19 protein-coding genes are annotated in these 24065 nt (G+C 59.6%); 13 read left to right on the plus strand and 6 right to left on the minus strand.

Annotation, left to right across the window (positions count from 1 at the left end; translation table 11 throughout):
• Nucleotides 1-32 precede the first annotated feature (32 nt).
• Nucleotides 33-1940, minus strand: coding sequence for a DUF882 domain-containing protein (locus L904_RS04850; RefSeq protein ID WP_035261053.1), 1908 nt, complete (start codon nucleotides 1938-1940; stop codon nucleotides 33-35).
• Between the two features lie 175 nt (nucleotides 1941-2115).
• Entirely contained in the window at nucleotides 2116-3663 is a 1548-nt protein-coding gene (locus L904_RS04855) for a sigma-54 dependent transcriptional regulator (RefSeq protein ID WP_003520377.1), read from the minus strand.
• Between the two features lie 169 nt (nucleotides 3664-3832).
• Between L904_RS04855 and L904_RS04860 the strand changes: the two genes are divergently transcribed.
• Both L904_RS04860 and L904_RS04865 read left to right on the plus strand, forming a co-directional pair.
• Nucleotides 3833-5683: a M3 family oligoendopeptidase gene (locus L904_RS04860; RefSeq protein WP_020809360.1), complete on the plus strand. Its 1851-nt coding sequence runs from the start codon at nucleotides 3833-3835 to the stop codon at nucleotides 5681-5683.
• Nucleotides 5684-5782: 99 nt separating this feature from the next.
• Complete coding sequence (locus L904_RS04865) at nucleotides 5783-6418, plus strand: aminotransferase class IV family protein (protein WP_020809359.1); 636 nt, start codon at nucleotides 5783-5785, stop codon at nucleotides 6416-6418.
• On the opposite strand, the gene L904_RS04870 is transcribed toward L904_RS04865, so the two are convergent.
• Nucleotides 6415-7323 carry a GGDEF domain-containing protein gene (locus L904_RS04870; RefSeq protein ID WP_020809358.1) on the minus strand — a complete coding sequence of 303 codons (909 nt, stop codon included), beginning with the start codon at nucleotides 7321-7323 and terminating at the stop codon, nucleotides 6415-6417. The genes L904_RS04865 and L904_RS04870 overlap by 4 nt on opposite strands.
• 258 nt (nucleotides 7324-7581) lie before the next feature.
• Here L904_RS04870 and L904_RS04875 point away from each other — a divergent pair, with 258 nt between their 5' ends.
• The 6 genes from L904_RS04875 to L904_RS04900 all read left to right on the plus strand — a co-directional run bounded on the left by L904_RS04875 (nucleotide 7582) and on the right by L904_RS04900 (nucleotide 14654).
• On the plus strand, nucleotides 7582-9027 hold the full coding sequence (locus L904_RS04875) for a homospermidine synthase (protein WP_020809357.1): 1446 nt from the start codon (nucleotides 7582-7584) through the stop codon (nucleotides 9025-9027).
• Between the two features lie 149 nt (nucleotides 9028-9176).
• Nucleotides 9177-9551, plus strand: a complete 375-nt coding sequence (gene omp10 / locus L904_RS04880; protein WP_003497694.1) for an outer membrane lipoprotein Omp10 — start codon at nucleotides 9177-9179, stop codon at nucleotides 9549-9551.
• Between the two features lie 216 nt (nucleotides 9552-9767).
• Nucleotides 9768-11693, plus strand: coding sequence for a 5'-nucleotidase C-terminal domain-containing protein (locus tag L904_RS04885; protein ID WP_020809356.1), 1926 nt, complete (start codon nucleotides 9768-9770; stop codon nucleotides 11691-11693).
• 352 nt (nucleotides 11694-12045) lie between these two features.
• Nucleotides 12046-13080, plus strand: a complete 1035-nt coding sequence (gene hemH / locus L904_RS04890; protein WP_020809355.1) for a ferrochelatase — start codon at nucleotides 12046-12048, stop codon at nucleotides 13078-13080.
• A gap of 57 nt (nucleotides 13081-13137) precedes the next feature.
• Complete coding sequence (locus L904_RS04895; RefSeq protein ID WP_020809354.1) at nucleotides 13138-14187, plus strand: SPFH domain-containing protein; 1050 nt, start codon at nucleotides 13138-13140, stop codon at nucleotides 14185-14187.
• 2 nt (nucleotides 14188-14189) lie between these two features.
• The gene (locus L904_RS04900; RefSeq protein WP_031233584.1) at nucleotides 14190-14654 is read left to right on the plus strand and encodes an NfeD family protein; all 465 of its coding nucleotides are present in this window, start codon (nucleotides 14190-14192) and stop codon (nucleotides 14652-14654) included.
• A 33-nt stretch (nucleotides 14655-14687) separates the two neighbouring features.
• Here the strand turns inward: L904_RS04900 and L904_RS04905 are convergent, their stop codons facing one another.
• Together L904_RS04905 and L904_RS04910 are read right to left on the minus strand one after the other, a co-directional pair.
• On the minus strand, nucleotides 14688-15683 hold the full coding sequence (locus tag L904_RS04905; RefSeq protein WP_003519544.1) for an SIS domain-containing protein: 996 nt from the start codon (nucleotides 15681-15683) through the stop codon (nucleotides 14688-14690).
• A 112-nt stretch (nucleotides 15684-15795) separates the two neighbouring features.
• Nucleotides 15796-16161, minus strand: coding sequence for a PAS domain-containing protein (locus L904_RS04910; RefSeq protein ID WP_020809352.1), 366 nt, complete (start codon nucleotides 16159-16161; stop codon nucleotides 15796-15798).
• A gap of 419 nt (nucleotides 16162-16580) precedes the next feature.
• Between L904_RS04910 and uppP the strand changes: the two genes are divergently transcribed.
• Entirely contained in the window at nucleotides 16581-18080 is a 1500-nt protein-coding gene (gene uppP, locus L904_RS04915) for a polysaccharide biosynthesis protein UppP (protein ID WP_020809351.1), read from the plus strand.
• 59 nt (nucleotides 18081-18139) lie between these two features.
• On the opposite strand, the gene galU is transcribed toward uppP, so the two are convergent.
• Complete coding sequence (gene galU, locus L904_RS04920) at nucleotides 18140-19027, minus strand: UTP--glucose-1-phosphate uridylyltransferase GalU (RefSeq protein ID WP_035260991.1); 888 nt, start codon at nucleotides 19025-19027, stop codon at nucleotides 18140-18142.
• Between the two features lie 195 nt (nucleotides 19028-19222).
• Here galU and L904_RS04925 point away from each other — a divergent pair, with 195 nt between their 5' ends.
• The 4 genes from L904_RS04925 to L904_RS04940 all read left to right on the plus strand — a co-directional run bounded on the left by L904_RS04925 (nucleotide 19223) and on the right by L904_RS04940 (nucleotide 24020).
• Nucleotides 19223-20446: a lytic murein transglycosylase gene (locus L904_RS04925; protein WP_003519550.1), complete on the plus strand. Its 1224-nt coding sequence runs from the start codon at nucleotides 19223-19225 to the stop codon at nucleotides 20444-20446.
• A gap of 63 nt (nucleotides 20447-20509) precedes the next feature.
• Entirely contained in the window at nucleotides 20510-21745 is a 1236-nt protein-coding gene (locus L904_RS04930; protein WP_020809058.1) for an SGNH family hydrolase, read from the plus strand.
• A 248-nt stretch (nucleotides 21746-21993) separates the two neighbouring features.
• A complete protein-coding gene (locus L904_RS04935) occupies nucleotides 21994-22668 on the plus strand; it encodes a response regulator transcription factor (protein WP_003519552.1) in 675 nt (224 codons plus the stop codon).
• On the plus strand, nucleotides 22665-24020 hold the full coding sequence (locus L904_RS04940) for a HAMP domain-containing sensor histidine kinase (protein ID WP_020809057.1): 1356 nt from the start codon (nucleotides 22665-22667) through the stop codon (nucleotides 24018-24020). The genes L904_RS04935 and L904_RS04940 overlap by 4 nt, the downstream gene beginning before the upstream one ends.
• Nucleotides 24021-24065 lie beyond the last annotated feature (45 nt).

Genomic DNA, 24065 nt, shown 5'->3' on the forward strand with positions numbered 1-24065 from the left:
GCCTCTCGGCCGTCTTACTTATGAAAACAGGCTCAGTGCATCTTCACCGGCGTGCTGAAGCGGCTGGATTCGATGGCAACGGCACCGGGCTTGAAGCTCGCCGAGGTGGCGGAAGCCGACATGTCGCTGCTGAGCATGCGGTTGGCGACAACACGCGGCGCCTTCACCGAGCGCCCAGTCGTACCCTTGTTCTGGTTGAGCGCCCAATCCGAAATCAGATCCTGCGTCAGGCGTCCACCGCCCACCATGGCCTGCTGGGAAACGGCGGCATCCTGCCTGCTCGGGCGCGAACCCTTGGTCGGCATGCCGGCGCTGAGGCCGCCATTGATGGCGGGCTTCAGGTCGAAAGCATCACCGAAGCCAGCCTGCGGTTCAGCCTTGGCCGTTTCAGCGGGTGCGACGGTAACCTTGTGGTTGACGGCGGCCGGGAATGGCGCGGCTGTCGGCATGGCAGCCGACTGGACCTGCGACCGGGCGGCCTGACCGCTCTGTTCAAGAGCCGCAACCACCGTCGGCGAAAGCGTATCCTCCTGCGCTTCGGCAAGATCGTCCTCACCTTCGGGGTCGGCATTGGCCGCCGCCAGCAGGGCTTCCGCCACGGCCGGACGATTTGCGGGAACCGGAACAGAAGCGAGTTCGCCGGTCGCAGCCGGTGTCGCACCATCTGCGGAAGCCGTCAGGATCGATCCTTCCGCATCACCTTTCATGCCACGGGGCCCAAGAAGTGTAGGCACCGGCACGGATACTTCAGCCAGATCGGCAAATTGCTGGCGCTCGGCCGGCGCGGAAGCCGGAGTCGGCGTGGTCGCTGCCTGCAGGGCATCCTGTGCGGCATTGCGGGCCGGCGAATAAAGCGCGGTCGCAAGGCCGGTATTGGCTGGCGGCTGGTTGCCGAAGGCAGGTCGGGCCGTCGGCAGCGGCGCATCGTTCACGCCGGGAAGCGCCTGTGCCGAAGCAACTGCAATTGTGGGTTCAGGCTCGGGAGCCGCCTGCTGCGGAGCCGCCGGACGGGCGACAGCCGGGCGTTCTGCGGGCTCCGGCGCTGCGATGCTATCGGGATCTTCATCCTCGTCGCCGCCACCGCCAAAGAGGGCCTGCAACAGGGTCTTGCGCTTGCCGCCGCCAGATGAGGCTGGGCCGGCACCGGCGCTGGAAGCAACCTGAATGGAGGAGGAGCTGACGCGCTTCTTGTAATCGGCAAGCGCCTGCTCGTAACCGGGAAGCGGCTTGCCGTCGGAAGGAAGATGCAGCGTATTGCCGTTCGGGAAGATGCGGACGAGTTCCTGGCGGCTCATGCGCGGCCAGGCGCGAACGCCGCCGACATCCATGTGCACGAAGGGAGAGCCCGACGTCGGATAGAAACCGACGCCACCGATCTGCATCTGCATACCGATTTCACGAAGGCGAGCGAGCTTCACACCGGGGATATAAAAATCCATGGCCTTGCCGAGCATGTGCTGGCTTTTTTCCGCGACACCCTTGGTGCGTGTCCGCAGCAAACCGTTGGTCTCCGGCGAGCGGAAGGCCGAAACGACGTTGATATAGTCGGTCGCGCCGCTGCGGCGATAAACTTCCCAGACGAGATCGAAAAGGCGCGGGTCCATGCGTGTCGGCTGGTTGCGACGCCAGTCACGCAGGAAGCGGTTCAGCTCCTGCAGACCTTTCTGGTCATATTTTCCATTGCGCTTGAAGGTGATGACCGCCTTCTCGCGTGTATGGATATAATACAGTTTGAGGCTGCGCGTCTCGGCGGCGGCTTCCGTCGCCGAAACACCTACGAAAGGCATTGCGGCGAGCATCAGGCAGGCAAAGGTGACAGCGCGCGCCGACAGCTTCGTGCATATATCCTTGATCAAGCCGCGCGCGATCTTTGTCGAAAGCGCGTTATTCCGATGCAGATATGGCAATTCGATCCCCGCCTGGAAGACAATTTCTGTCACATTGCCTCAAATGAACGTCAAATACGGTGACACGATGGCAAAATTGCCACACACATACAACCTTCCTCTACATAGTGAATCAGCCACTAACAAGAGGTTTATAGACGGTAAGCGGATATCCTTGCTCAGAAGTTAACGAATTTACGATCTGCCTTCGAATGCGGGGTTTGTGCGGTCAGGCTGCATCTCGAAGGGGATCGTCGGGATCGATGCCATAATCCTTCAGCTTTCGGTAAAGAGTCGAACGGCCGATGCCGAGCTTTCTGGCGACCTGGCTCATCTGCCCGCGATAGAAGCGCAGGGCGAAACGGATGAGCTCCTCCTCGATCTCGGCCAGTTTGCGGATATTGCCCGATTCATCCATGCTGGAGATCAGGTTTCCGCCCCGGTAGATGGTGGTGGAAATATCCGACGGCTCCTCGATGACGGCGTGGTTTTCAGCGGCCGGTGGCGGAGCCGGTGAATAGGCCGCAAGCTTCAGCGACGCTCCCGATGGTGTGCGGATGACATCGTCCGCATCGTCGCCGGTCGAAAATTCCGGCAGCTGAAGCGCGATCTGCGGAAAATCGGAATCCGACAGTTCCTCGCCCTGCGAGAGCACCACGGCGCGGAAGACGGCGTTTTCGAGCTGGCGGATATTGCCCGGCCAGTCATAGGCCGTCAGCAGCGCCAGCGCGCTGGCGTTGAGGCCGACGGGATTGGGCAATTTCTGTTCCGCCGAAAAGCGCTCGGCAAAAACCCGCGCCAGATGGGGAATATCTTCCTTGCGGCGGCGCAGCGCCGGAATGGTGATCGGGAAGACGTTGAGGCGATAATAAAGGTCTTCGCGGAAGCGGCCTTCCTTCACCTCTTCGATGAGGTTCTTGTTGGTGGCGGAGATCAGCCGCACATTCACCTTCTGCACCCGTGCGGAGCCGACGGTTTCGATTTCGCCCTGCTGGACCGCGCGGAGCAGCTTCACCTGCACGTCCAGCGGCAGATCGCCGATTTCGTCGAGGAACAGCGTGCCGCCATCCGCCTCCATGAATTTGCCGACATGTTTTTCCGTCGCGCCCGTGAAGGCTCCCTTTTCGTGGCCGAAGAGGATGCTTTCCACGAGATTATGGGGAATGGCGCCGCAATTGACGGTGATGAACGGCTTGCTCGCCCTGTCTCCGGCCGACTGGATGGCGCGAGCGACCATTTCCTTGCCCACACCGGATTCGCCTTCCAGCACCACGGGAATGCTGGACTGGGCGGCGCGCTGCGCGAGTTCAATGACCCTCAGCATTGCGGGGCTTGCGGAAACGATATCGGTAAAATTCACTGCATTGCTCCGTCCGCGCCGGCCCGTGCGGGCCTTTGCCTCTCTCCTGTCGAGCTTGAGCGCATTGGAGATGGCAGCGCCGATCCTTTCCGGCGAAACCGGCTTGACGACAAAATCGAAAGCGCCGGCGCGCATGGCCTGCACGACGGTATCGATGCCGCCCTGCCCCGTCTGGACAATGACGGGAACATCGGTGCCGAGTTCGCCGATAGCTTTGAGAAAGGTAAGCCCGTCCATTTCAGGCATCATGAGGTCGAGGACGATGACATTGATCTCGCCGCTATATTGCTTGAGCAATTCCAGCCCCGCCTTGCCGTTTTCGGCGAGCAAGGCGAGATGCCCATAACGTTCCACCGCATTTTTGAGCAGGCGGCGCTGGACGGGATCATCGTCTATCACGAGAACATGCGCGGTCATTTTTAGCTCCGGTTTCCGGTTTATGGACCTGCTTCATGCGGTCCCTTATTCCGCACTCTGGCATGGGAGACTTGAACATCCAGTTTTGAGAATTGCTTGCATTTTATCCATTGCCGCGGGAAACAAGGTCCCCATATGCTTCGCACGCATAATCAGAAGGACACGTTCGATGACCCTCAACCGCCCTACCCCGCAACCCGTCTTCTCCCTTGCCGAAACCGCCGGTCCGGCGCTTGGCGACCTGCCCGGCTGGAAGCTCTCGGACCTCTATCCGTCGGGCGATTCGCCGGAATACAAGGGCGATCTCGAGAAGGCGGCGTCGATGGCGGCGGCTTTCGAGAAGAAATGGAAGGGCAAGCTTGAAGCTGCCGCGAAGGCGACGGGCGAAAAGGGCATCGGAGCTGCGCTAAAGGAATATGAAGCGCTGGACGATCTCATCGGCCGCATCGGCTCCTTTGCCGGGCTCACCTATTTTTCCGATACGTCGAACCCGGCGAATGGCAAGCTTTACGGCGATGCCCAGGCGAAGCTGACGGATATTTCCTCTCACCTCCTGTTCTTCACCCTTGAACTCAACCGCATCGATGACGCCACGATGGATGCCTGCATGGCGAATGACGCCGTAGCGGGGCACTACCGCCCATGGCTGGTGGATTTGCGCAAGGACAAGCCGCACCAGCTCGACGACCAGCTGGAGCAGCTGTTCCTCGAAAAATCGATGACCAGCGCGGCGGCCTTCAACCGCCTGTTCGACGAGACGATGGCCGATCTGCGTTTCGACATAGACGGTGCGAGCCTGCCGCTGGAAGTGACGCTCAACATGCTGCAGGAGCCGGAGCCGGAAACCCGAAAGAAAGCGGCTCAGGCGCTGAGCGCCACCTTCAAGGACAATCTGCGCGTCTTCACGCTCATCACCAACACGCTTGCCAAGGACAAGGATATTTCCGACCGCTGGCGCAAATTCGAGGATATTGCCGATAGCCGTCATCTCGCCAACCGCGTCGAGCGCGAGGTGGTCGATGCCTTGGCGGCGGCGGTCAAGAAGGCCTATCCGCGCCTCTCGCATCGTTATTACGCCATGAAGGCGAAATGGCTCGGCATGGAGCAGATGAATTATTGGGACCGCAACGCGCCGCTTCCCGATACGTCGAACACGATCATTCCCTGGGATGAGGCAAAGGACACCGTGCTTTCCGCCTATGGCAATTTCGCCCCCGAGATGGCCGACATTGCCCGCCGTTTCTTCGATGAAGAATGGATCGACGCGCCGGCCCGCCCCGGCAAGGCGCCGGGCGCCTTCGCGCATCCGACCGTGCCCTCAGCCCATCCTTATGTGCTGGTCAACTATCTCGGCAAACCGCGTGACGTGATGACGCTTGCCCACGAACTCGGCCACGGCGTTCACCAGGTTCTGGCCGGCGAACAGGGCGCCTTGATGTGCGCGACGCCGCTGACGCTTGCCGAGACCGCCTCCGTCTTCGGGGAAATGCTGACCTTCCGCAAGCTGCTCGACGACACCAGGGATATCCGGGAACGCAAGGCCATGCTCGCCCGCAAGGTCGAGGACATGATCAACACGGTCGTGCGCCAGATCGCTTTTTATGAATTCGAGCGCAAACTGCACACCGCCCGCAAACAGGGCGAACTGACCTCCGAGCAGATCGGCGAATTGTGGCTGTCCGTTCAGGCCGAGAGCCTGGGCCCGGCGATCCGGATTTCCGAAGGCTACGAGACATGGTGGACCTACATCCCCCATTTCATTCACTCGCCCTTTTACGTTTATGCCTATGCCTTCGGCGACTGCCTGGTGAACTCGCTCTATGCGGTTTACCAGAAGGCCGAGACGGGTTTTCAGGAGAAATATTTCGAGCTTCTGAAGGCGGGCGGCACCAAGCATCATTCGGATCTTCTGAAACCCTTCGGCCTCGATGCGACCGATCCCTCCTTCTGGGACAAGGGGCTTTCGATGATCGAGGGGCTGATCGACGAGCTCGAAGCGCTGGATAATAAACAGGCTTAATCTCTTCCGCCGGCAGGGCTATCCTATTTCGGACAAGCTTTGCCGGTTGATATTGCCGGCGGAAGACACCGGCAACAATTCAGGCGACGAGCACAGGCAATGAAACGCAAACCCGCCGATCTGACCTTGAGGGAAACCCTGCGCTGGGAGCCGCAGACCGGCTTTCAGCGCATCGACCAGCATATGCGCCGATTGCTGCGCTCCGCCGACGCGCTCGGTTTTCGCGCGCCGGTCAATGCGGTTCAGGTTCTGGAAAAAAAGGTGGGCGGCGAAAAGCCGCTCTGCGTCAGGCTGGTGATGAACTACAAGGGCGAACTCGAGGTCGAAACCGCCGACTTCCAGCCCTTGCGGCAGGATGCCGTCTGGCGGGTTCGCATCGCCCGGCAAACCACGCTCGATTCCACCGACACCTTCTATCGTCACAAGTCTTCGCGCCGCGAGCCCTATGATGCCGCCCGGGCCGAATTTTCAGCCGGAGAGGCCGACGAGGTGCTGCTGCTCAACGAGCGCGGCGAGTTGTGCGAGGGATCGTCGACAAGCATTTTCGTCGAAATGCCGGATGGGCAATTGCTGACGCCGCCGCTCGACAGCGGCATTTTGCCGGGTGTGCTGCGCGCCGATCTGATCCGCGAACGCAGGGCGCGCGGACAGGCGCTGAAACCGGAAGATATTGCCGGCCGGAAACTCTTCGTCGGCAATTCGCTGCATGGGTTGATTGCGGCGGAACTCGTCTAAACGGTCACCGCCAGAAGCCGGTCCCGGCCTTTTTCCTTGGCCGCATAAAGAGCCTGATCCGCCCGCATGAAAACATCGTCGGCGCTTTCGGGCGCGCGATAGACCGTCAACCCGGCCGAGCAGCTATAGGAAAAGTCCGGGAATTCGGAGAGGGGCCTCGAAAGGCGCACCTTCTGCAGCAGCCGCTCGACGATCTCCCGGCCCTCGGCCACCGTGCTGCGCGGCAGGATGAGCATGAATTCCTCGCCGCCGATCCTGCCGAAACAATCCACCCGCCGGATGACGGAATGGGCGATGCCGACGAAATCGCGAAGCACCGCATCCCCGCATTTATGACCGAAACGATCGTTGATCTGCTTGAAGAAATCGATATCGAGCGTGCACAGACAAAAAGGCGTTTCCAGCCCCTTGGCAACCCGCTCCACCTGCAAAGCCAGCTTGGCGAAAACGAAACGGCGATTTGCCGTTCCCGTCAATTCATCCGTCTGCGAGGCGCGGACTGCCAGATCCCGATCCTGCCGCAGCGTTCTGTAGCCCTGGCGCAATTCGGTGACGTCGCTTGCAACGCACAGCATCCAGCCATCCTGCTGCACCGTTTCCGTCATCCAGAACCAGCGGCCGTCATGCATATCCATCTCAAAGGCACGGTAAGGCAGCTTGCCGCGCCGGGACTGCGCCGACAGCAGCCATCCCTCGAAATCATTGTTGCGGACGACGACACCGGTGCGCAGCCGGTGGTTCAGCCGCATGATATCCGCCCAGGTCGGGAAATCGCCGGCGGCGAGCTGAAAGCTTTCCCGAAACGACGGATTGGCATGGCGCAACCGGTCCTCGGAATCGTAAAGCGCAATAAGAACGGGGGTAGCACTCTGAAGCGCTGCGACACGCTCGATAAGATTATTCAACAGGTAACTCCCCCGTGATGGCGAAAATTCCCCCGTCGTCATCCGGCCAAAGCCCCCAAGCCTTTGGACATAGAGAGGAAAAGAAGAACTTAATTATAAACGCACTCTCTAAAATGCGAAGAGGCAGAATGCGGTGGAAAGGGTGCGTGCGCCCGTCTTGCAGTCGCCATCGTCATATGTCCGTCATCCACCTGCCCTTTATTGTGGCACGCTTTTGTGATCTAGCTTACTTATTGGCTGAAAAAGGAAAATTGACGAATGACGGATGCAAACCACCCGATTTACGGCGATATTGACGGCCCCATCATCATGATCGGCTTTGGCTCCATCGGGCGCGGCACTCTTCCGTTGATCGAACGTCATTTCAATTTCGACAGGGCCCGGCTCGTCGTCATCGACCCGCGCGAAGACATCGCCGCCTTTCTGGCCGAGAGAAACATCCGCCATATCCAGACGCATCTGACCAAGGAAAATTACCGCGAGATTCTCAAGCCGCTCCTCAAGGGCGTTCAGGGCCAGGGCTTCTGCGTCAATCTTTCGGTCGATGCCGCCTCCGTCGATCTGATGCGGATCTGTCGCAAGCATGGCATGCTTTACATCGACACGGTCGTCGAACCCTGGCCCGGTTTTTATTTCGACGCCGATGCCGACAATGCGGCCCGAACCAACTATTCACTGCGCGAGACCATGTTGAAGGAAAGGGCGCGCAAGCCGGGCGGCACGACGGCGGTTTCCACCTGCGGCGCCAATCCCGGCATGGTGTCCTGGTTCGTGAAACAGGCACTCGTCAATCTCGCCAAAGATACCGGCCTCGACATCGGGGAGCCGCAGCCGCATGACCGAGAAGGCTGGGCAAAGCTGATGAAGCGGCTTGGCGTCAAGGGCGTTCACGTGGCCGAACGCGACACCCAGCGGGCGAAAGAACCCAAGCCCTTCGGCGCTTTCTGGAACACATGGTCGGTCGAAGGTTTTATCGCGGAAGGTTTTCAGCCGGCCGAACTCGGCTGGGGAACGCATGAAAACTGGATGCCGAAAAACGCGAAAAAGCAGAAAAAGGGCAGCAAGGCGGCGATCTATCTCGATCAGCCCGGCGCCAATACGCGGGTGCGGACATGGTGTCCGGGCCTTGGGCCGCAATACGGATTTCTCGTCACGCATAACGAAGCGATTTCGATTTCCGACTATTTCACCGTCCGCAACGATGATGGCGACGTGACCTATCGGCCGACCTGCCATTATGCCTACCATCCCTGCAATGACGCCATTCTTTCCCTGCATGAGCTTTTCGGCAATGGCGGCACCCCTCAGCCGATCCAGCATGTGCTCGGCGAAGACGAGCTTGTCGACGGCGCCGATGAACTCGGCGTTCTTCTTTATGGCCATGACAGGAATGCCTATTGGTATGGCTCGCGGTTGAGCCTGCAGGAAGCACGCTCCCTCGCCCCCAACCAGAATGCGACCGGATTGCAGGTCAGTTCCGCTGTGCTCGCGGGCATGGTCTGGGCGATTGAGAACCCGCAGGCCGGTATCGTCGAGGCGGATGAAATGGATTACCGCCGTTGCCTTGAGGTGCAGCGCCCCTATCTCGGACCCGTCGAGGGACATTATACCGACTGGAAGCCGACCGATGGCCGCCCCGGCCTGTTTCCCGACAATATCGATACGTCCGATCCCTGGCAGTTTCGCAACATCCTCGTGCGCTGACGGGACGGAGTCTCATATTTGTCACGTCGGGGCTTTCCTGCACGACATCAGGAACCGGGGAGAGCGAACAACGTTGCCTTGAAATAAGCAACGCTTCGCGGCATGGTCGAAGCACAGAAGGTTTCATCGAATCGCAGGAGAACAGGCTCATGAACTTCAAGACAAGCGCTGCTTTGCTTTCAGCCGCAATCGCGGTGTCTTCATGCGTCGCGCCGGGTCCCTCCCAGCAGACCTCGATGGCGCCTTCGCTTGCCCGCGGCCCGGCTGTCGACGGTCGCTGGATCGACCGCAACGGCATCGTATCGACGTTCCAGAACGGCGCCTTCTCCACCCGCTCGACCGACACCAACACGCTTCTGGCCTCCGGCACCTATGTGACGATTTCGCCGACGCTTTACGAAATCAACATGACCTCGCTGGTGCGCAATACGCAGTCGCGCGTCAACTGCGCCCTCGTCTCCCCGTCACAATTGAACTGCACGACAGACACGAACAGCCAGTTCTCGCTGACGCGCCAGGGCTGATAACATCACCTTTTCAAAGAGATGATCTTCCGGAACGCACGCCTCAGGCGTGCGTTTTTGTTTATTGTGCGCCTGTCATAATTTCGCTTGCGGCGATTGCCGCTAAATGGAAACATCGCGCTTTGAAAGACTGACATGATTTCAGATTAGAAAATGAGCACGGCCGGAGGATGATCGACCGGCCCGGGCTTCCGCTTTGAACAGGAGAGAGGGACCATGAAGAAAATTTTGGGACTGGGCATGCTGAGCGTTTCAGCGATAACGCTTTCGGCCGGAGCGGCTCTGGCCGATTACGAGCTCAACATTCTTCACATCAACGATTTTCACTCCCGTATCGAATCGATCAACAAGTTCGACTCGACCTGCTCGGCGGAAGAAGAAGGCAAAAACGAATGCTTCGGCGGCGCCGCCCGTCTTCTGACCGCAATCAATCAGACCCGCGATGCCTTGAAGGCTCAAGGCAAGAATGTCCTCCTGCTCAATGCCGGCGACAATTTCCAGGGCTCGCTGTTCTACACCACCTACAAGGGCACCGTGGAAGCGGAAGTGCTGAACGCCATGAAGTTCGACGCCATGACCGTCGGCAACCATGAGTTCGACGACAGCGAGGACGGGCTTGCCGGCTTCCTCGACAAGGTGCAGTTCCCCGTCGTGACCGCCAATGTGGTGGCAACCGCCGCCTCGAAAATCGGCGACCGCGTCAAGCCGTCCATCGTACTCGAAGTCGGCGGACAGAAAATCGGCATCGTTGGCGCGGTGGCCAACGACACGGCGGAACTGGCAACGCCCGGTCCCAATATCACCATCGCCGAAGATGTCGCGAAAATCAGCGAGCAGGTGCAGAAGCTGAAGCAGGACGGCGTCGACAAGATCATCGCGCTGACCCATGTCGGCTATCCGCGCGATCTCGAATTCATCGCCAAAATCCCTGACGTCGACGTCGTGGTTGGCGGCCACACACATACGCTGCTTTCCAACACCGACCAGAAGGCCGAAGGCCCCTATCCGACCCTCGTCGACAATCCCGGCGGCTACAAGGTTCCGGTCGTTCAGGCCGGGCAGTACAGCAAATATCTGGGCGACCTCAAAGTGGTCTTCGACGACAGTGGCGTGGTCAAGGAAAGCAAGGGCGATCCCATCCTGATCGACTCCTCCTTCAAGCCCGATGAAGCCACGCTGAAGCGCATCGATGAGCTGAAGGCGCCGATCGAGGCTCTGAAATCGAAGGTCGTCGGCTCCTCGGAAGGCCCGATTGAGGGAGACCGTAAGGTTTGCCGCGTGAAGGAATGCTCCATGGGCAATCTGGTGGCCGATGCAACGCTTGCGCGCGTCAAGGATCAGGGCGTGACCATCGCTTTCGCCAATAGCGGCGGCCTGCGCTCCTCCATCGATGCCGGCGATGTCTCCATGGGCGAAGTGTTGACGGTTCTACCGTTCCAGAACACCGTCGCGACCTTCCAGCTGAAGGGTGAGGACATTCGCGCCGCCCTCGAAAACGGCGTCAGCCAGATCGACGACGGCGCTGGTCGTTTCATGCAGGTCTCCGGCCTGAAATATTCCTTCGACCGCTCGAAGCCGGCCGGCGGCCGCGTCGTTTCGGTCGAGGTCAAGGAAGGCGACGCCTTCGTGCCCCTCGATCCCGCCAAGACCTATATCGTCGCGGCCAATAATTACGTGCGTACCGGCGGCGACGGCTTCAAGGTCTTTGCGACCAAGGCCATCAACGCCTATGACTTCGGCCCCAACCTCGAGGAAGCCGTTGCGGCCTATATCACCGCCAACAGCCCCTATAAGCCCTACACGGATGGCCGCATCAGCGAAGTGACGCCGGCGGGTTATGTCGCTCCGGCAAAGCCTGCGGCACCCGCGCCGGCCGCCACACCGGCCCCCGCTCCCACTGCACCCGCCGCCACTGCACCCGCCGCCACAGCACCGGCCGCCACGGCTCCGGCCACGACGACGCCCGCCGCTGCCGCTGCAGCCGCCAGCAAATATGTCGTTGAAAAGGGTGACTCGCTCTGGAAGATCGCAGCCGAGAAATATGGCGACGGCGCTCTCTGGAGCAGGATTGCCAAGGCAAACACGCTGAAGCATCCGAACCACATCGAGATCGGCGAGGAACTGGAACTGCCGGCTCAATAAGCCGGACGGGAACAGACAGGGCAATTTGCCGCAGACAGGAAGCCGGCCCTCGGAGATCGGGGCCGGCTTCTTATTTTCCTTTTAAAAACAATTCTTTACAGATCAAATTTTGGCAAAGGACATCCTGCAGCGCCGCCCGCCCCGGAAATAGCCTCCGCCGGTGGTTTAATCCTGAAAAATTTCGTCTAGAACACGTGAACAAATTGACGGCACGAGCGTATAGCTCGGGCATTGCCGGCCCAACCGTCGCGGTTTGCGTTCGGCACGCATAAACAGAAGATGGAGCATTTCCGCCCTTGTCCGAAACGGAACCGTTCCTCACGCAACCAGTCCGAGTTTCAGGGTATCATTCATGGCGACAGAACTATCCGCACTCCCCGCAAACCATCCCCGCACGGCATTTGGCAAGGTCGGCGTCCTGCTCGTCAACCTCGGCACACCTGACGGGACGGACTATTGGCCGATGCGCCGTTATCTGGCGGAATTCCTGAGCGACAAGCGGGTAATCGAATGGTCGCGTCTCTACTGGTATCCGATCCTTTACGGCATTGTTCTCAACAAGCGCCCGCAGAAAGTCGGCAAGGCCTATGAGGAAATCTGGAACCACGCGCGCAATGAAAGCTATCTGCGCACCTATACTCGCAGCCAGGGCGAGCTGCTGGCGGAAGCGCTGAAGGACCTGCCCAATGTCGCGGTCGACTGGGGCATGCGTTACGGCCAGCCCTCCATCGCCTCGAAGATCGATGCGCTGAAGGAACAGGGTTGCGAAAAAATCCTGCTTTTCCCGCTTTATCCGCAATATGCCGCATCGACCACGGCAACCGTGAACGACAAGGCTTTCGAGCATCTGATGAAGCTGCGCTGGCAGCCCGCCATCCGCACCGTACCGCCCTATCACGACGATCCGGCCTATATCGAGGCGCTCGCCGCCTCGGTCAAAAACCATCTGGCGACGCTGGACTGGGAACCGGAAATGCTGATCACCTCTTTCCACGGCATTCCGCAATCCTATTTCAAAAAGGGCGATCCCTATTATTGTCACTGCCAGAAAACCGCCAGGCTGCTGCGCGAGGCGCTGGGGCGGACAGAGAAAAATTTCATGATCACCTTCCAGTCGCGTTTCGGACCGGAAGAATGGTTGCAGCCCTATACCGACAAGACCGTGGAAAAGCTGGCGTCGGAAGGCATCAAGCGCATCGCCGTGATGAATCCCGGCTTCGTTTCGGATTGTCTTGAGACGCTGGAAGAAATCGCCGGTGAAGCGGGCGAGATTTTCCTGCATAATGGCGGAGAGAAATTTACCCATATTCCCTGCCTGAACGACAGCGCCGAGGGCATGAATGTTCTCGAAAAGGTTGTGCGGCGGGAGTTGCAAGGATGGGTGTAATCTTGCCATAACGATGCCGGGGTAAAACCCGGACGGTTCTGATCAGGAGGAAAAGTGATGATTGCATTGGGCGGTTTCGACATCGTCGTCATGGCAGCGGTGGTTCTCGTTATTCTGGTGCTGTTTGCCGGCATCAAGACCGTGCCCCAGGGGCATCGCTACACGGTTGAACGGTTCGGGCGCTATACCCGCACGCTCGAGCCGGGCCTGAACCTCATCGTGCCGTTCTTCGAAACCATCGGTTCGAAAATGAACGTGATGGAGCAGGTCCTTCATATACCGACACAGGAAGTCATCACCCGCGACAATGCCAGCGTCTCCGCCGACGCCGTCACCTTCTACCAGGTCCTCAATGCCGCGCAGGCCGCTTACCAGATCGCCAATCTGGAAATGGCCATCGAAAACCTCACCATGACCAATATCCGTTCGGTGATGGGCTCGATGGACCTCGACGAATTGCTGTCGAACCGCGACGCCATCAATGATCGCCTGCTGCGCGTGGTGGACGAGGCAGTGGGACCATGGGGCATCAAGGTCACCCGTATCGAAATCAAGGACATTGCGCCGCCGAAGGATCTCGTCGATTCCATGGCGCGGCAGATGAAGGCCGAGCGTGAAAAACGCGCGCAGGTGCTGGAAGCCGAAGGCGCCCGCAATGCCCAGATCCTGCGGGCGGAAGGCGCAAAGCAATCCGCCATTCTGGAGGCGGAAGGCCAGCGCGAAGCGGCATTCCGCGATGCCGAGGCGCGCGAGCGTCTGGCCGAGGCCGAGGCCAACGCCACCCGCATGGTCTCGGAAGCCATCGCCGCCGGCAATGTCCACGCCATCAACTATTTCGTCGCCCAGAAATATACCGAGGCTCTGGCGGAGATCGGCACGGCGAAGAATTCCAAGATCGTGCTGATGCCGATGGAGGCTTCGGCGCTAATCGGCTCACTCGGCGGCATCGGCACGATTGCGAAAGAGGTTTTCGGTGACAGGGGCGATGCGCCGACCGCGCCTGCCGCCTCCACATCGTCCCGCTCCGTGCCGCCGACGCGGCCTTCCGGCCAGAGCATCAACGTCACGATCCCCGGTAATCCCTTCGGTTCCTCGTCGGAGAAGTAATGATGTTGCAACGGCTTGCCACTGAGCTGGGACCATGGAGCTGGTGGATCGTCGCCTTCGTGCTTCTGGCCGCCGAACTCATCGCTCCCGGCGTGTTCCTGATCTGGATCGGCCTCGCCGCGCTGGTTATCGGCGCGGTCTCGCTGCTTTTGTGGGATGCGGCATTCTGGGCCTGGCAATTGCAGCTGGTGCTGTTTGCCGCGCTTTCCGTCGTCTTCGCCCTGCTCGGCCGCAAGTATTTCGGCAGGAACCGGGCGGCAAGCGACGAGCCCTTCCTCAACCAGCGTGAGGCAAGCCTTGTCGGCCGCACCGCGACCCTTCAGGAACCGATTGTCGAAGGGCGTGGCCGGATCAGGCTGGACGATACCTGGTGGCCGGTCAACGGCGAAGACCTGCCGGCCGGCACCCGGGTGAGGATCGCTTCCGCACGCGGACGAACGCTGACAATCGAGCCGTTGGACCGATAGATTCAGACCAGCTTTTCAGGATCGGCGGTGGCGTCAAGCCACGCCAATTCTCAAGAGATCGTGGAAATGCACCAGCCCAATGGGCCGGTTGTCGTCATCGATGACAATCAGCGCGCCAATGTGGAATTTTTCCAGCGTCGCCAGCGCGCTGGTCGCCAGCACCGATTTTTTGACGGTCTTCGGCGTGCGGGTCATGATGTCGTCGACCGTCATCTCGGCGAGGTTGCGCGACAGGTTGCGCGCCATATCGCCCTCGGTGACGATGCCGCACAGGCGGCCATCCTCGTCCAGAATGCCGACGCAGCCGAAATGCTTGCGGGAGAGAACCCCGACCGCTTCCGGCATGGCCGTTCCCTTGTTGACCAGCGGCACACGATCGCCGGTATGCATGATATCGCTGACCAGCGTCAGGCTCGCCCCCAGTTTGCCGCCGGGATGAAACACCTTGAAATCGCCCGCCGTAAAATTGCGCGCCTCCAGCAGTGCAACGGCAAGGGCATCGCCCAGCGCAAGCTGCATCAGCGTAGAGGTCGTGGGCGCAAGGCCGAGCGGGCAGGCTTCCTGCTCATTGGGAACCAGCAGCACGATATCGGAAGCCTGTGCCAGCGATGAATTTTCCGAACAGGTGAGCGCGATCAGCGGAATGGAGAACCGGCGAGAATAATTGATGATGCTGCGCAGTTCCGCGCTTTCGCCGCCCTTGGAAATGGCCAGCACCACATCATCGCCGCCGATCATGCCCAGATCGCCGTGATTGGCCTCCGCCGCATGCACAAAAAAGGCAGGCGTTCCAGTGGAGGCGAAGGTGGCGGCAAGCTTCGCGCCTATGTGGCCGCTTTTCCCAACCCCGGTAATAATGAGACGGCCATTCGACTGGCCGATGGTCTCGATCGCCTTGCAGAAGGGGTCGGAAAGACCGTTCCTCAGAGCATCCTCAAGGGCGGCAAGGCCAGCCCGCTCCATCGAAATCGTCCGCACGGCGGATTCGATGGCATTGTCTTCGACCAGTTTGACGGCGCGCGTAATCATGGCCGACTGTTACTCTTTCAGCCGGAATAAGTCCACTCTCCAGCCGGCCAGCGCCGGGTTTTAGTAGATGTCGTCCGAAAATGCTCAACGGTTTCGGTACAGCGACATGTCATCAATGACGTCGATCCGGCGGAGAAATCTCCTCCATCGTTCCAAGTCGCTTGAAAGGGATGTTTTCCTCGTCGACCAGATATCGCCCGAGCGTCCTTACCCATGAGACCGAGCCGTCGCTGCGGCGCACGGCATATTCCTGATTATAAAAACTCGCAGCCTTCAGGGTGATCAACGCCGTTTCGATCACACGGTTTCGATGATCCAGGTCCACTTTTTCAAGCATCTGAAAAATGCTGATGCCCTGCATCGCCTGCCGCAGTGGAATACCGAAGAGTTCAGCACATACTTCGTCTAGATAGAAACGGTCATTGGTAATATCCCAACAATAAAAACCGACCTGCTTGGTGTTCAAAACGGGATTCATGAAACGACGCTGTCACACAAAATAAAATTCAATACCACTTGCTGAGCAATAGAAGATCAGCCCCTATAAACTATAGGGCGATTCCGTGCCGAATTGAAACGTTTTAATCTTCTCATATTAGGAATATTTTGCATTCTTGACCATTTTCCTCCAGTCATGGTGACGGCTGAAATCGGCCCGCCGGGTCCGATGATCGGCGCCGTTGGCTTTGCGCCCCTGCCATAACACTGAAATCCCGGCGATCTTTATCAACTGTTAACCATAAAAAACCTATTGTTAAAGCGATGTTAAAACTTGCGTCGCCTGTCTGGTCCCTGGTTTCTTCACGTCATTTCATCGGCCTGTCACTCATCGGGTCTGAGGAGATGTCTTGGTGGCCCTTCGATCCGGCATCGGCCAAACTCGCCGGGTGAAAAGGAATGAACGTGAAGGGCACCGCCACACGTCTGCCGACGTCGCGGAAAGCAGCAACCCTGCTGCTCGCCTGCACGATTTTTTACCCGCAGGGAAACACCTTCGCGCAGACTGCAACGACAGCCGTACCCGTATTGCCGGGCAGCGCTTCTGCCGTCGACGGAGCAGCTTCACCCACACCGGCGACGGACAATGGGGTGAGCACTGGCGCTGTCCCTGCCACAGCTACGCCCACGCCCGCACCGCAACTCTGGCGTCCGTCCAACAATCCCGGCGATCCGATTTACGAACAGCAGGACGAAGCGGGCCAACCCTATGCCGAGGCCGAAAACCCCTATGAGCCGACGGTGGACGGTGGCGAAAATCCACGGATAGCGACCGAACCCGGCCAGACGCCCGGCATCCGGCTCGGCACATTCCTGCTGCGGCCTTCGATCAGCCAGACGATCAATACGGAAAAGCAGACGAATACCGGCGGTCCTTCCAGACGCAACTATCTGACGACAGGCATACGCGGTACGCTCACCAGCGACTGGTCCCGCCACGCTTTGACGGTGACGGGCGACGGCGCCTGGGAGAGAAATTTCGGCAGCGACAAGGACGGCGAAGAACCCCGGGCCAGGATAGAGGCCGATCTGCGCCTTGATCTCGGCGAAGAAACGATGGCCAATCTCAAGGCCGGTTACGAATTCAGCCGCGAAGACACGACGGACCCCAATGCTCTCACCGGCGCTGCCGTGCAGGGCGGCGAACACCGCTTCACCACCAGCGCATCGATAGAGCGGGATTTCGGCAAGCTGCGCGGCCTGGCGGCACTCGATCTCTCGCGCACGGTCTATACGGACGCGAAAGGCGTCGACGGCCGGCCGATCAGCCTCAGCGACCGTGATCAGAACGGCGCGAACCTACGTGGACGTATCGGTTATGAATTGTCGCCGGCCCTCATCCCCTTCCTCGAGTTGAATGCCGGGATGACCAAATATGACAGGCGTCTCGACAATTCGGGCTATGCCCGCTCCTCCAATGCCTATGGGGCGAAGGTCGGCGCGGAAGTCGATCTTGGCGAGAAGACCCGCGGCGAGGCCGCCATCGGCTATCTGCGCAAGCAATATGACGACGATCGCCTCGCCTCGATCGGCGCATTGACGCTGGATGGCGAACTCAACTGGTCACCCCAGCGCGGCACGAATGTCAATCTTGGCCTGCGCACGACGATAGAGGACTTTGCCGGCGGACCACAGGGTGGCTGGGTTTCCTATCGGCTGGATGCCGGTCTGACCCACGAATTGCGCAGCAACCTCGTTGCCCGCCTGACGGGGCAGATCGTGCATCGCACATTCCCCTCTTCCGACACGGAAAATGCCGTGGAATATACCGCAGGCGCCGGCCTGACCTGGGGACTGAACCGCTATCTCGACCTGACGGCGGATGTCAGTTACCAGTGGACGCCGGTTTACGACAGCAGTGAGCTGCGCGTCGGCGCAGGACTTGTCCTCAAGCGATAGGCTTCGGCCAAAAAGAAATCCCGGCGCTGAGGCCGGGATCCCGTTTCTGTTCTGGTGAATTACTTCAACACGTCGATCAGAGCCTTGATCGGCTCTTCGATCGCAGGGCGAATATCGCCACGCTCCAGCGCGAAAGCGACGTTGGCAAGAATGAAACCATCCTTGGCGCCGCAATCGAAGGTCTGGCCACGGAAATGATAGCCGGAGAATTCCTGCGACTTCGCGAGCGTCAGCATGCCGTCCGTCAGCTGGATTTCGTTGCCGGCGCCACGCTCCTGATTTTCGAGAATGTCGAAAATCTCGGGCTGAAGAATGTAACGGCCGTTGATGTAGAAATTCGACGGCGCCGTACCCTTGGCAGGCTTTTCGACCATTTCGGTGATCTTGAAACCTTCGCCCACGGCATCACCCACGCCGACGATACCGTATTTATGCGTCTGGTCGGGAGCACATTCCTGCACCGCGATGACGTTGCCCTGGGTCTGGTCGTAAAGTTCGACCATGCCCTTGAGGCAGCTTTTCTGCGAATGCATGATCATATCGGGCAAGAGCACGGCGAAAGGCTCGTCGCCGACGATATCACGGGCGCACCAGACCGCATGGCCAAGACCGAGCGGCACCTGCTGGCGCGTGAAGCTCGCGGTGCCCGCCTTGGGCAGAAGGCCGGCCAGCAATGTCAGCTCGGCATTCTTGTTGCGCTCGCGCAGCATCTGTTCAAGTTCAAATTGAATATCAAAATAATCTTCGATCACCGCCTTGCCGCGGCCGGTGACAAATACAAAATGCTCAATGCCCGCTTCCGCCGCCTCATCGACGACGTATTGAATGACCGGCTTGTCGACGACGGTGAGCATTTCTTTCGGAACCGCCTTGGTTGCGGGCAGGAAACGCGTGCCGAGACCTGCGACCGGAAATACGGCCTTCCGAATTTTCTTCTGTTCTACCACATATCCCTCCTGAGAGATAAAACTTGATCACAATCCCCGCACGCTGTTGTTATTTCAAAAATAACAACGTTTTGTAAAGGGTGACGCTACCATCTATTAATGGTAAAGAATTTGTTGACGTTCTTTTGTTATCCATGATGACGCCCGATGCGTTTTCGCAATCGAAATGACATTCGAGAGAACGAAAGACAGACGATGACAAAGATGATCCTTTCAGATGTCCGCAAATTCGGCTGCATGGTGGTTGCAGGCCTGGCAATCTCGCTGGCGCCCGTTTCGGCCCGCGCCGATCAGGGATTCCGTCAGTGGATCAACCAGTTCTATGCAACAGCCGCGAAAGAAGGCATTAGCAAGGCGACCTATCAGAAGGCCTTTGCCGGTGTCAGCGAGCCGGATCCGGATGCGCTGCGCAAGGCCACCTTCCAGCCGGAATTCACCACGCAGATCTGGGATTATCTCGATTCCCGCGTCAATCCGTACACGGTGCGGATCGGCCGCGAGATGAAGATGAAGCACGCGACGACCCTCAACTGGATCGAGCGTAACTTCAATGTCGACAAGCACATCATTCTCGCCATCTGGTCGATGGAATCGAATTACGGCGCGGTTCTCGAAAAGCCGGAGCGGCTGCACAACATCCCGCAGGCGCTGGCAACGCTCGCCTATTCCGATCCCAAACGCGCCAAATTCGCGCGCACGCAATTGATCGCGGCTCTGAAGATTCTCCAGGCGGGCGATGTCACGCCGAAACAGCTGACAGGCTCCTGGGCGGGCGCGATGGGGCACACCCAGTTCATTCCCACCAGCTACCTGCTTTATGCGGTGGATGCGGATGGCAACGGCAAGCGCGACATCTGGCACTCGGTTCCGGACGCGCTGGCAACTGCGGCCAATCTTCTTTCCAAGAACGGCTGGGAGCCCGGCCGGACCTGGGGTTATGAAACCGCCGTTCCGCGTGGCGGCGCCCGTTATGAAGGGCAGACGAAGACCATTGCGGAATGGACGAAGCTCGGCTTCGCCCGCCCGAACGGCAAGAACTTCACGCGCGGCTCCGATCGCGCCATGCTGAAATTGCAGGGCGGGGCAAACGGCCCCGGCTTCCTGATGATGAAGAACTTCTTCACCATCAAGAAATACAACGCATCCGACAGCTATGCGCTCGCCGTCGGCCTGCTTGCGGATGAGATCGCCGGTTATGGCGGCATGCAGCAGAAATGGCCGCGCCCCGATGGGACGCTGGACATTCGTGAAAAATTCGAGCTGCAGACCCGCATGAAGGAACTCGGCTATTATGACGGCGAGGTGGATGGGAACTTCGGCTCCGGTTCGAAAGCCGCCATCAGCGCCATCCAGTCGCGCATGGGTATGGAAACCGATGGCCAGCCGTCGCAGCGGTTGCTGAGAGCCTTGCGCAATTGATAATGTGCCGGTGAATTCGGCGGCGGCGTGAACGCCGCCGATGCATCCGGAAAGGTTGATGTCATGAGTAGGAAACCTGCGGCGAAGAACGGAAGAACCGGCTGGCGTTTCTGCGCCGTCCTTCTTTCCGCTGTCCTTACCGTGCCGCTCGTTCCTTCCGAAAGCTTCGCCCAGGAGCAACGGCGCACCCTGTTTGAAATGCTCTTCGGCAGACCGGTGGGCCGCGATGGCGGATCCGGGCGCGAATACCAGCCCCGCAACCGCCGCGACTTTCCGTCTGCTCCGCGCGAAAGATCGGTCACCCGCCCGCAACCCGCCAGAAAAGCGCCCTCGGTGGTGCAGATGCGGACCGCAAAGCCGGAGCCTGCCGCCAAGCTTGAAAATGCGCGGCGCGTTCTGGTCATCGGCGATTTTCTCGCCGGCGGCATGGGTGAAGAACTGGTCAATGCCTTCGCCAGTTCGCCTGCAATCGCCGTCGATGTGCGTGCCAATGGTTCTTCCGGCCTCGTCCGCACCGATTATTACGACTGGTTCACCAACCTGCCGCAATTCATCAGCGAGACCAAACCGGCCACCATCGTCATCATGATGGGATCGAACGATCGCCAGCAGATGCAGATCGGCGATATCAGGGAAAAATTCGGCACGGAGGTCTGGTTCAAGGAATATGAGCGGCGGATCGATGAGCTTCTGGCCCTTGCCGGACGCCAGAAGGTGCCGCTCTTGTGGGTTGGCCTGCCCGCCTTCCAGTCGCCGTCGCTTTCGGCCGATCTCGTCGGTTTCAACCGGCTTTATCGCAGCCATGTCGAGAAATACGGCGGCGAATTCGTGGACGTCTGGGACGGCTTCGTCGATGAGGCGGGAAAATTCGTCATTACCGGCTACGACATGAACGGCCAGCAGGCGCGCCTGCGCGAGGCTGATGGCATCGGCATGACGCAGGCCGGCAAACGCAAGCTTGCATTTTACGTCGAAAAATTCGTGCGCAGGCACCTCGATAGCGCGGGGCCGGACCTCGTGAAACTGGACGGCAGCAATCTGCCGGCACTTACCTCCCTGCCCGCGCTCGGCATCGATGCCGGGCAGGTGCGCACCCAGCCTATCAGTCTCACCGACCCCAATCTCGATGGCGGCGACAAGCTGCTGGGCGATGCCCCTTTGGCCGCCGGACCGACACGCGTATCCGTGGTGGAATCGCCGCGCGAAAGGTTGACCAAGCGGGGCGAAATGGCCGATGCACCGGCAGGCCGCATCGATGACTATCGTGTGGCGCCCGATACCACACAGGCAAAACAATAGACGCTTTCGCAGCGGCCTGACCGCCCCGCAGCGGGCGTAATGTTTAGGCAATCCGCACATGACAGGATAGGTACAGCTTTGCAGGAATGCGGGGTTGGCCATCCACCATCCCCGCTCCCCTTTTTGCATGGCGACATCTATTTGACGGCGACGCCTCGCTTGTCCGTAGCGTCAGCGGCGCCGTCGTTTTTTTGCCTTTCACCGCGCCCCTTTCCGGAAGGTACGCCGGACAATACCGAGATGAATTCATGCGCCTGCTGCTTGTTGAAGACGAACGCGAAATGGCAGCAGCCCTGTCCGCCGCGCTCCATCGGTTCGATATTATCGTGGATACGGTCGGCACGCTCGATCTTGCCCGTCACGCCATCATGGACGGCGTCCACGACCTTGTCGTGCTCGACCGGCAATTGCCCGACGGTGACGGCATCCAGCTTATCGAAGATTTGCGGCTTCTGCCCGTCACCCCGCCCGTCATCGTGCTGACGGCGCAGGGGGCGCTTGTGGATCGGGTGAATGGTCTGAACCTCGGTGCGGACGATTATCTGGCCAAGCCATTTGCTGTCGAGGAACTGCTTGCACGCATTCGCGCCCTGATGCGCCGCCCGGCCGGCGCCGTGACGATGACGGCAAAACTGGGCAGGCTGGAATTCTGCTTCGAAACCCGCGAAGTGCGCATCAAGGGTGAATTCCTTCCGCTGACGAGACGCGAACTGCTGATCCTCGAAGCCCTGTTGCGGCGACAGGGCAGAACGGTGCTGCGCTCATTGCTTGAGGAAGCCGTTTATAATTTCGACGATGAGATCCAGTCCAATGCACTTGATTCCCATATTTCCCGCTTGCGCCGCAAATTGGCGGCCGCGGATGCGGGCCTTGAGGTCCACGGCATTCGCGGCGTCGGTTACCTGCTGAGGGCAACCTCGTGAAGCTGGCCAGAAGAAAATCGCTCAAGCGCCGGCTCACCATTCAACTGCTGCTGTTCCAGATCGGCAGCCTGTTCTTCGTCACCGCCGCCATTGTCACCTATATGTCGAGCGGCGGCGCAGGCAGCGCGCTGCTCAGCCCGGAGGCGGCCCAGATAACCGCCAACGCGATCATACGGAATGAGGACAATCGGCTGGTTCTCAAAGAAACGCCCGAATTCATCAACCTGCGCAGCAATACCTCCGATTTCTGGTTCGTCGCGGTCAGCGAAAAAGGTGAGATCGTGCAGGGCGGGCAGGTGCCCGAGGCATTCAGCAACATGGATCAGCAGCTGAGCGACATCAGGGTTTCCGACGTGCGCGACGCGGCGCTGTCCTATTCCTACCTCGCCGTGGTGCGCATCGCCGTCGTTCGCCGCGCTTCGGGGCCGGCGGGAGAATTCGTCATGATCGGCAAAGGCGGGCCGTTCAGCATGACCTTCCCCGTTTTGTTGTTCTCGAACATATTGATCATGCCTGTCCTCATTCTCATGTCCATCGTGACGGTCGTGACCATCCCCTGGATCATCCGCAGGGAATTTCGCGCCCTTTCCACCATTGCCCGCACGGCGGAAACCATCGATATCGACAGGCGCGGATACCGATTGCCGGATGGCGATATTCCACGGGAGGTGCAGCCGCTCGTGCATGCCGTCAACGGCGCATTGAAGCGGCTGGACGATGGCTACGAACGGCACAAGCGCTTCATTCTCGATGCCGCCCATGAATTGCGAACCCCCGTCGCCATTCTCCAGACCCGGGTGGAAACCTTGCTGGACGGCCCGGCCCGCAGCAGAATATTGGCGGATGCCAGCCGTATCGCCGTGCTGGCCGAACAATTGCTCGATTTGCAGCGCCTCGGCGGGCAGAAGGCCCCTCTGGTCCCCCTTGATCTTGTCACCCTGTGCAGATCGGTCGTCGCCGATATGGCCCCGCTCGCCATATCACAGGGATATGCGCTGTCTTTCGAACCGGAGGAAGAGCCGATCCTCGCCCTTGCCGACGACGCTTCGTTGCAGCGCGCCCTGATGAACATCGTGCAAAACGCCATCGAACATGGCGGCAATCGCGGCACGATCACGATAAGGGTGGCGGCAAGCCGGGTGATCGAGATAGCCGATGAAGGCAATGGCATTCCCGAGGAGGACCGGGAACTGGTTTTCGATGCCTTCCACCGCCTGCGACCGAAAGATCGCGGCACCGGGCTCGGGCTCAACCTCGTGCAGGAAATCGTCCGTTATCACGGCGGGGAGATTACCATCAGCGATGCTTCCACCGGTGGTGCGTGCTTTCGTATCGCCCTTCCCTATTGCTGAAGAAGAAGCCGTCATTTTCGCAGCCAAAAGAAAAGGCCCGTTGCG

Source organism: Agrobacterium sp. LY4 (genome assembly GCF_001526585.1).
Lineage (GTDB): Bacteria > Pseudomonadota > Alphaproteobacteria > Rhizobiales > Rhizobiaceae > Agrobacterium > Agrobacterium leguminum.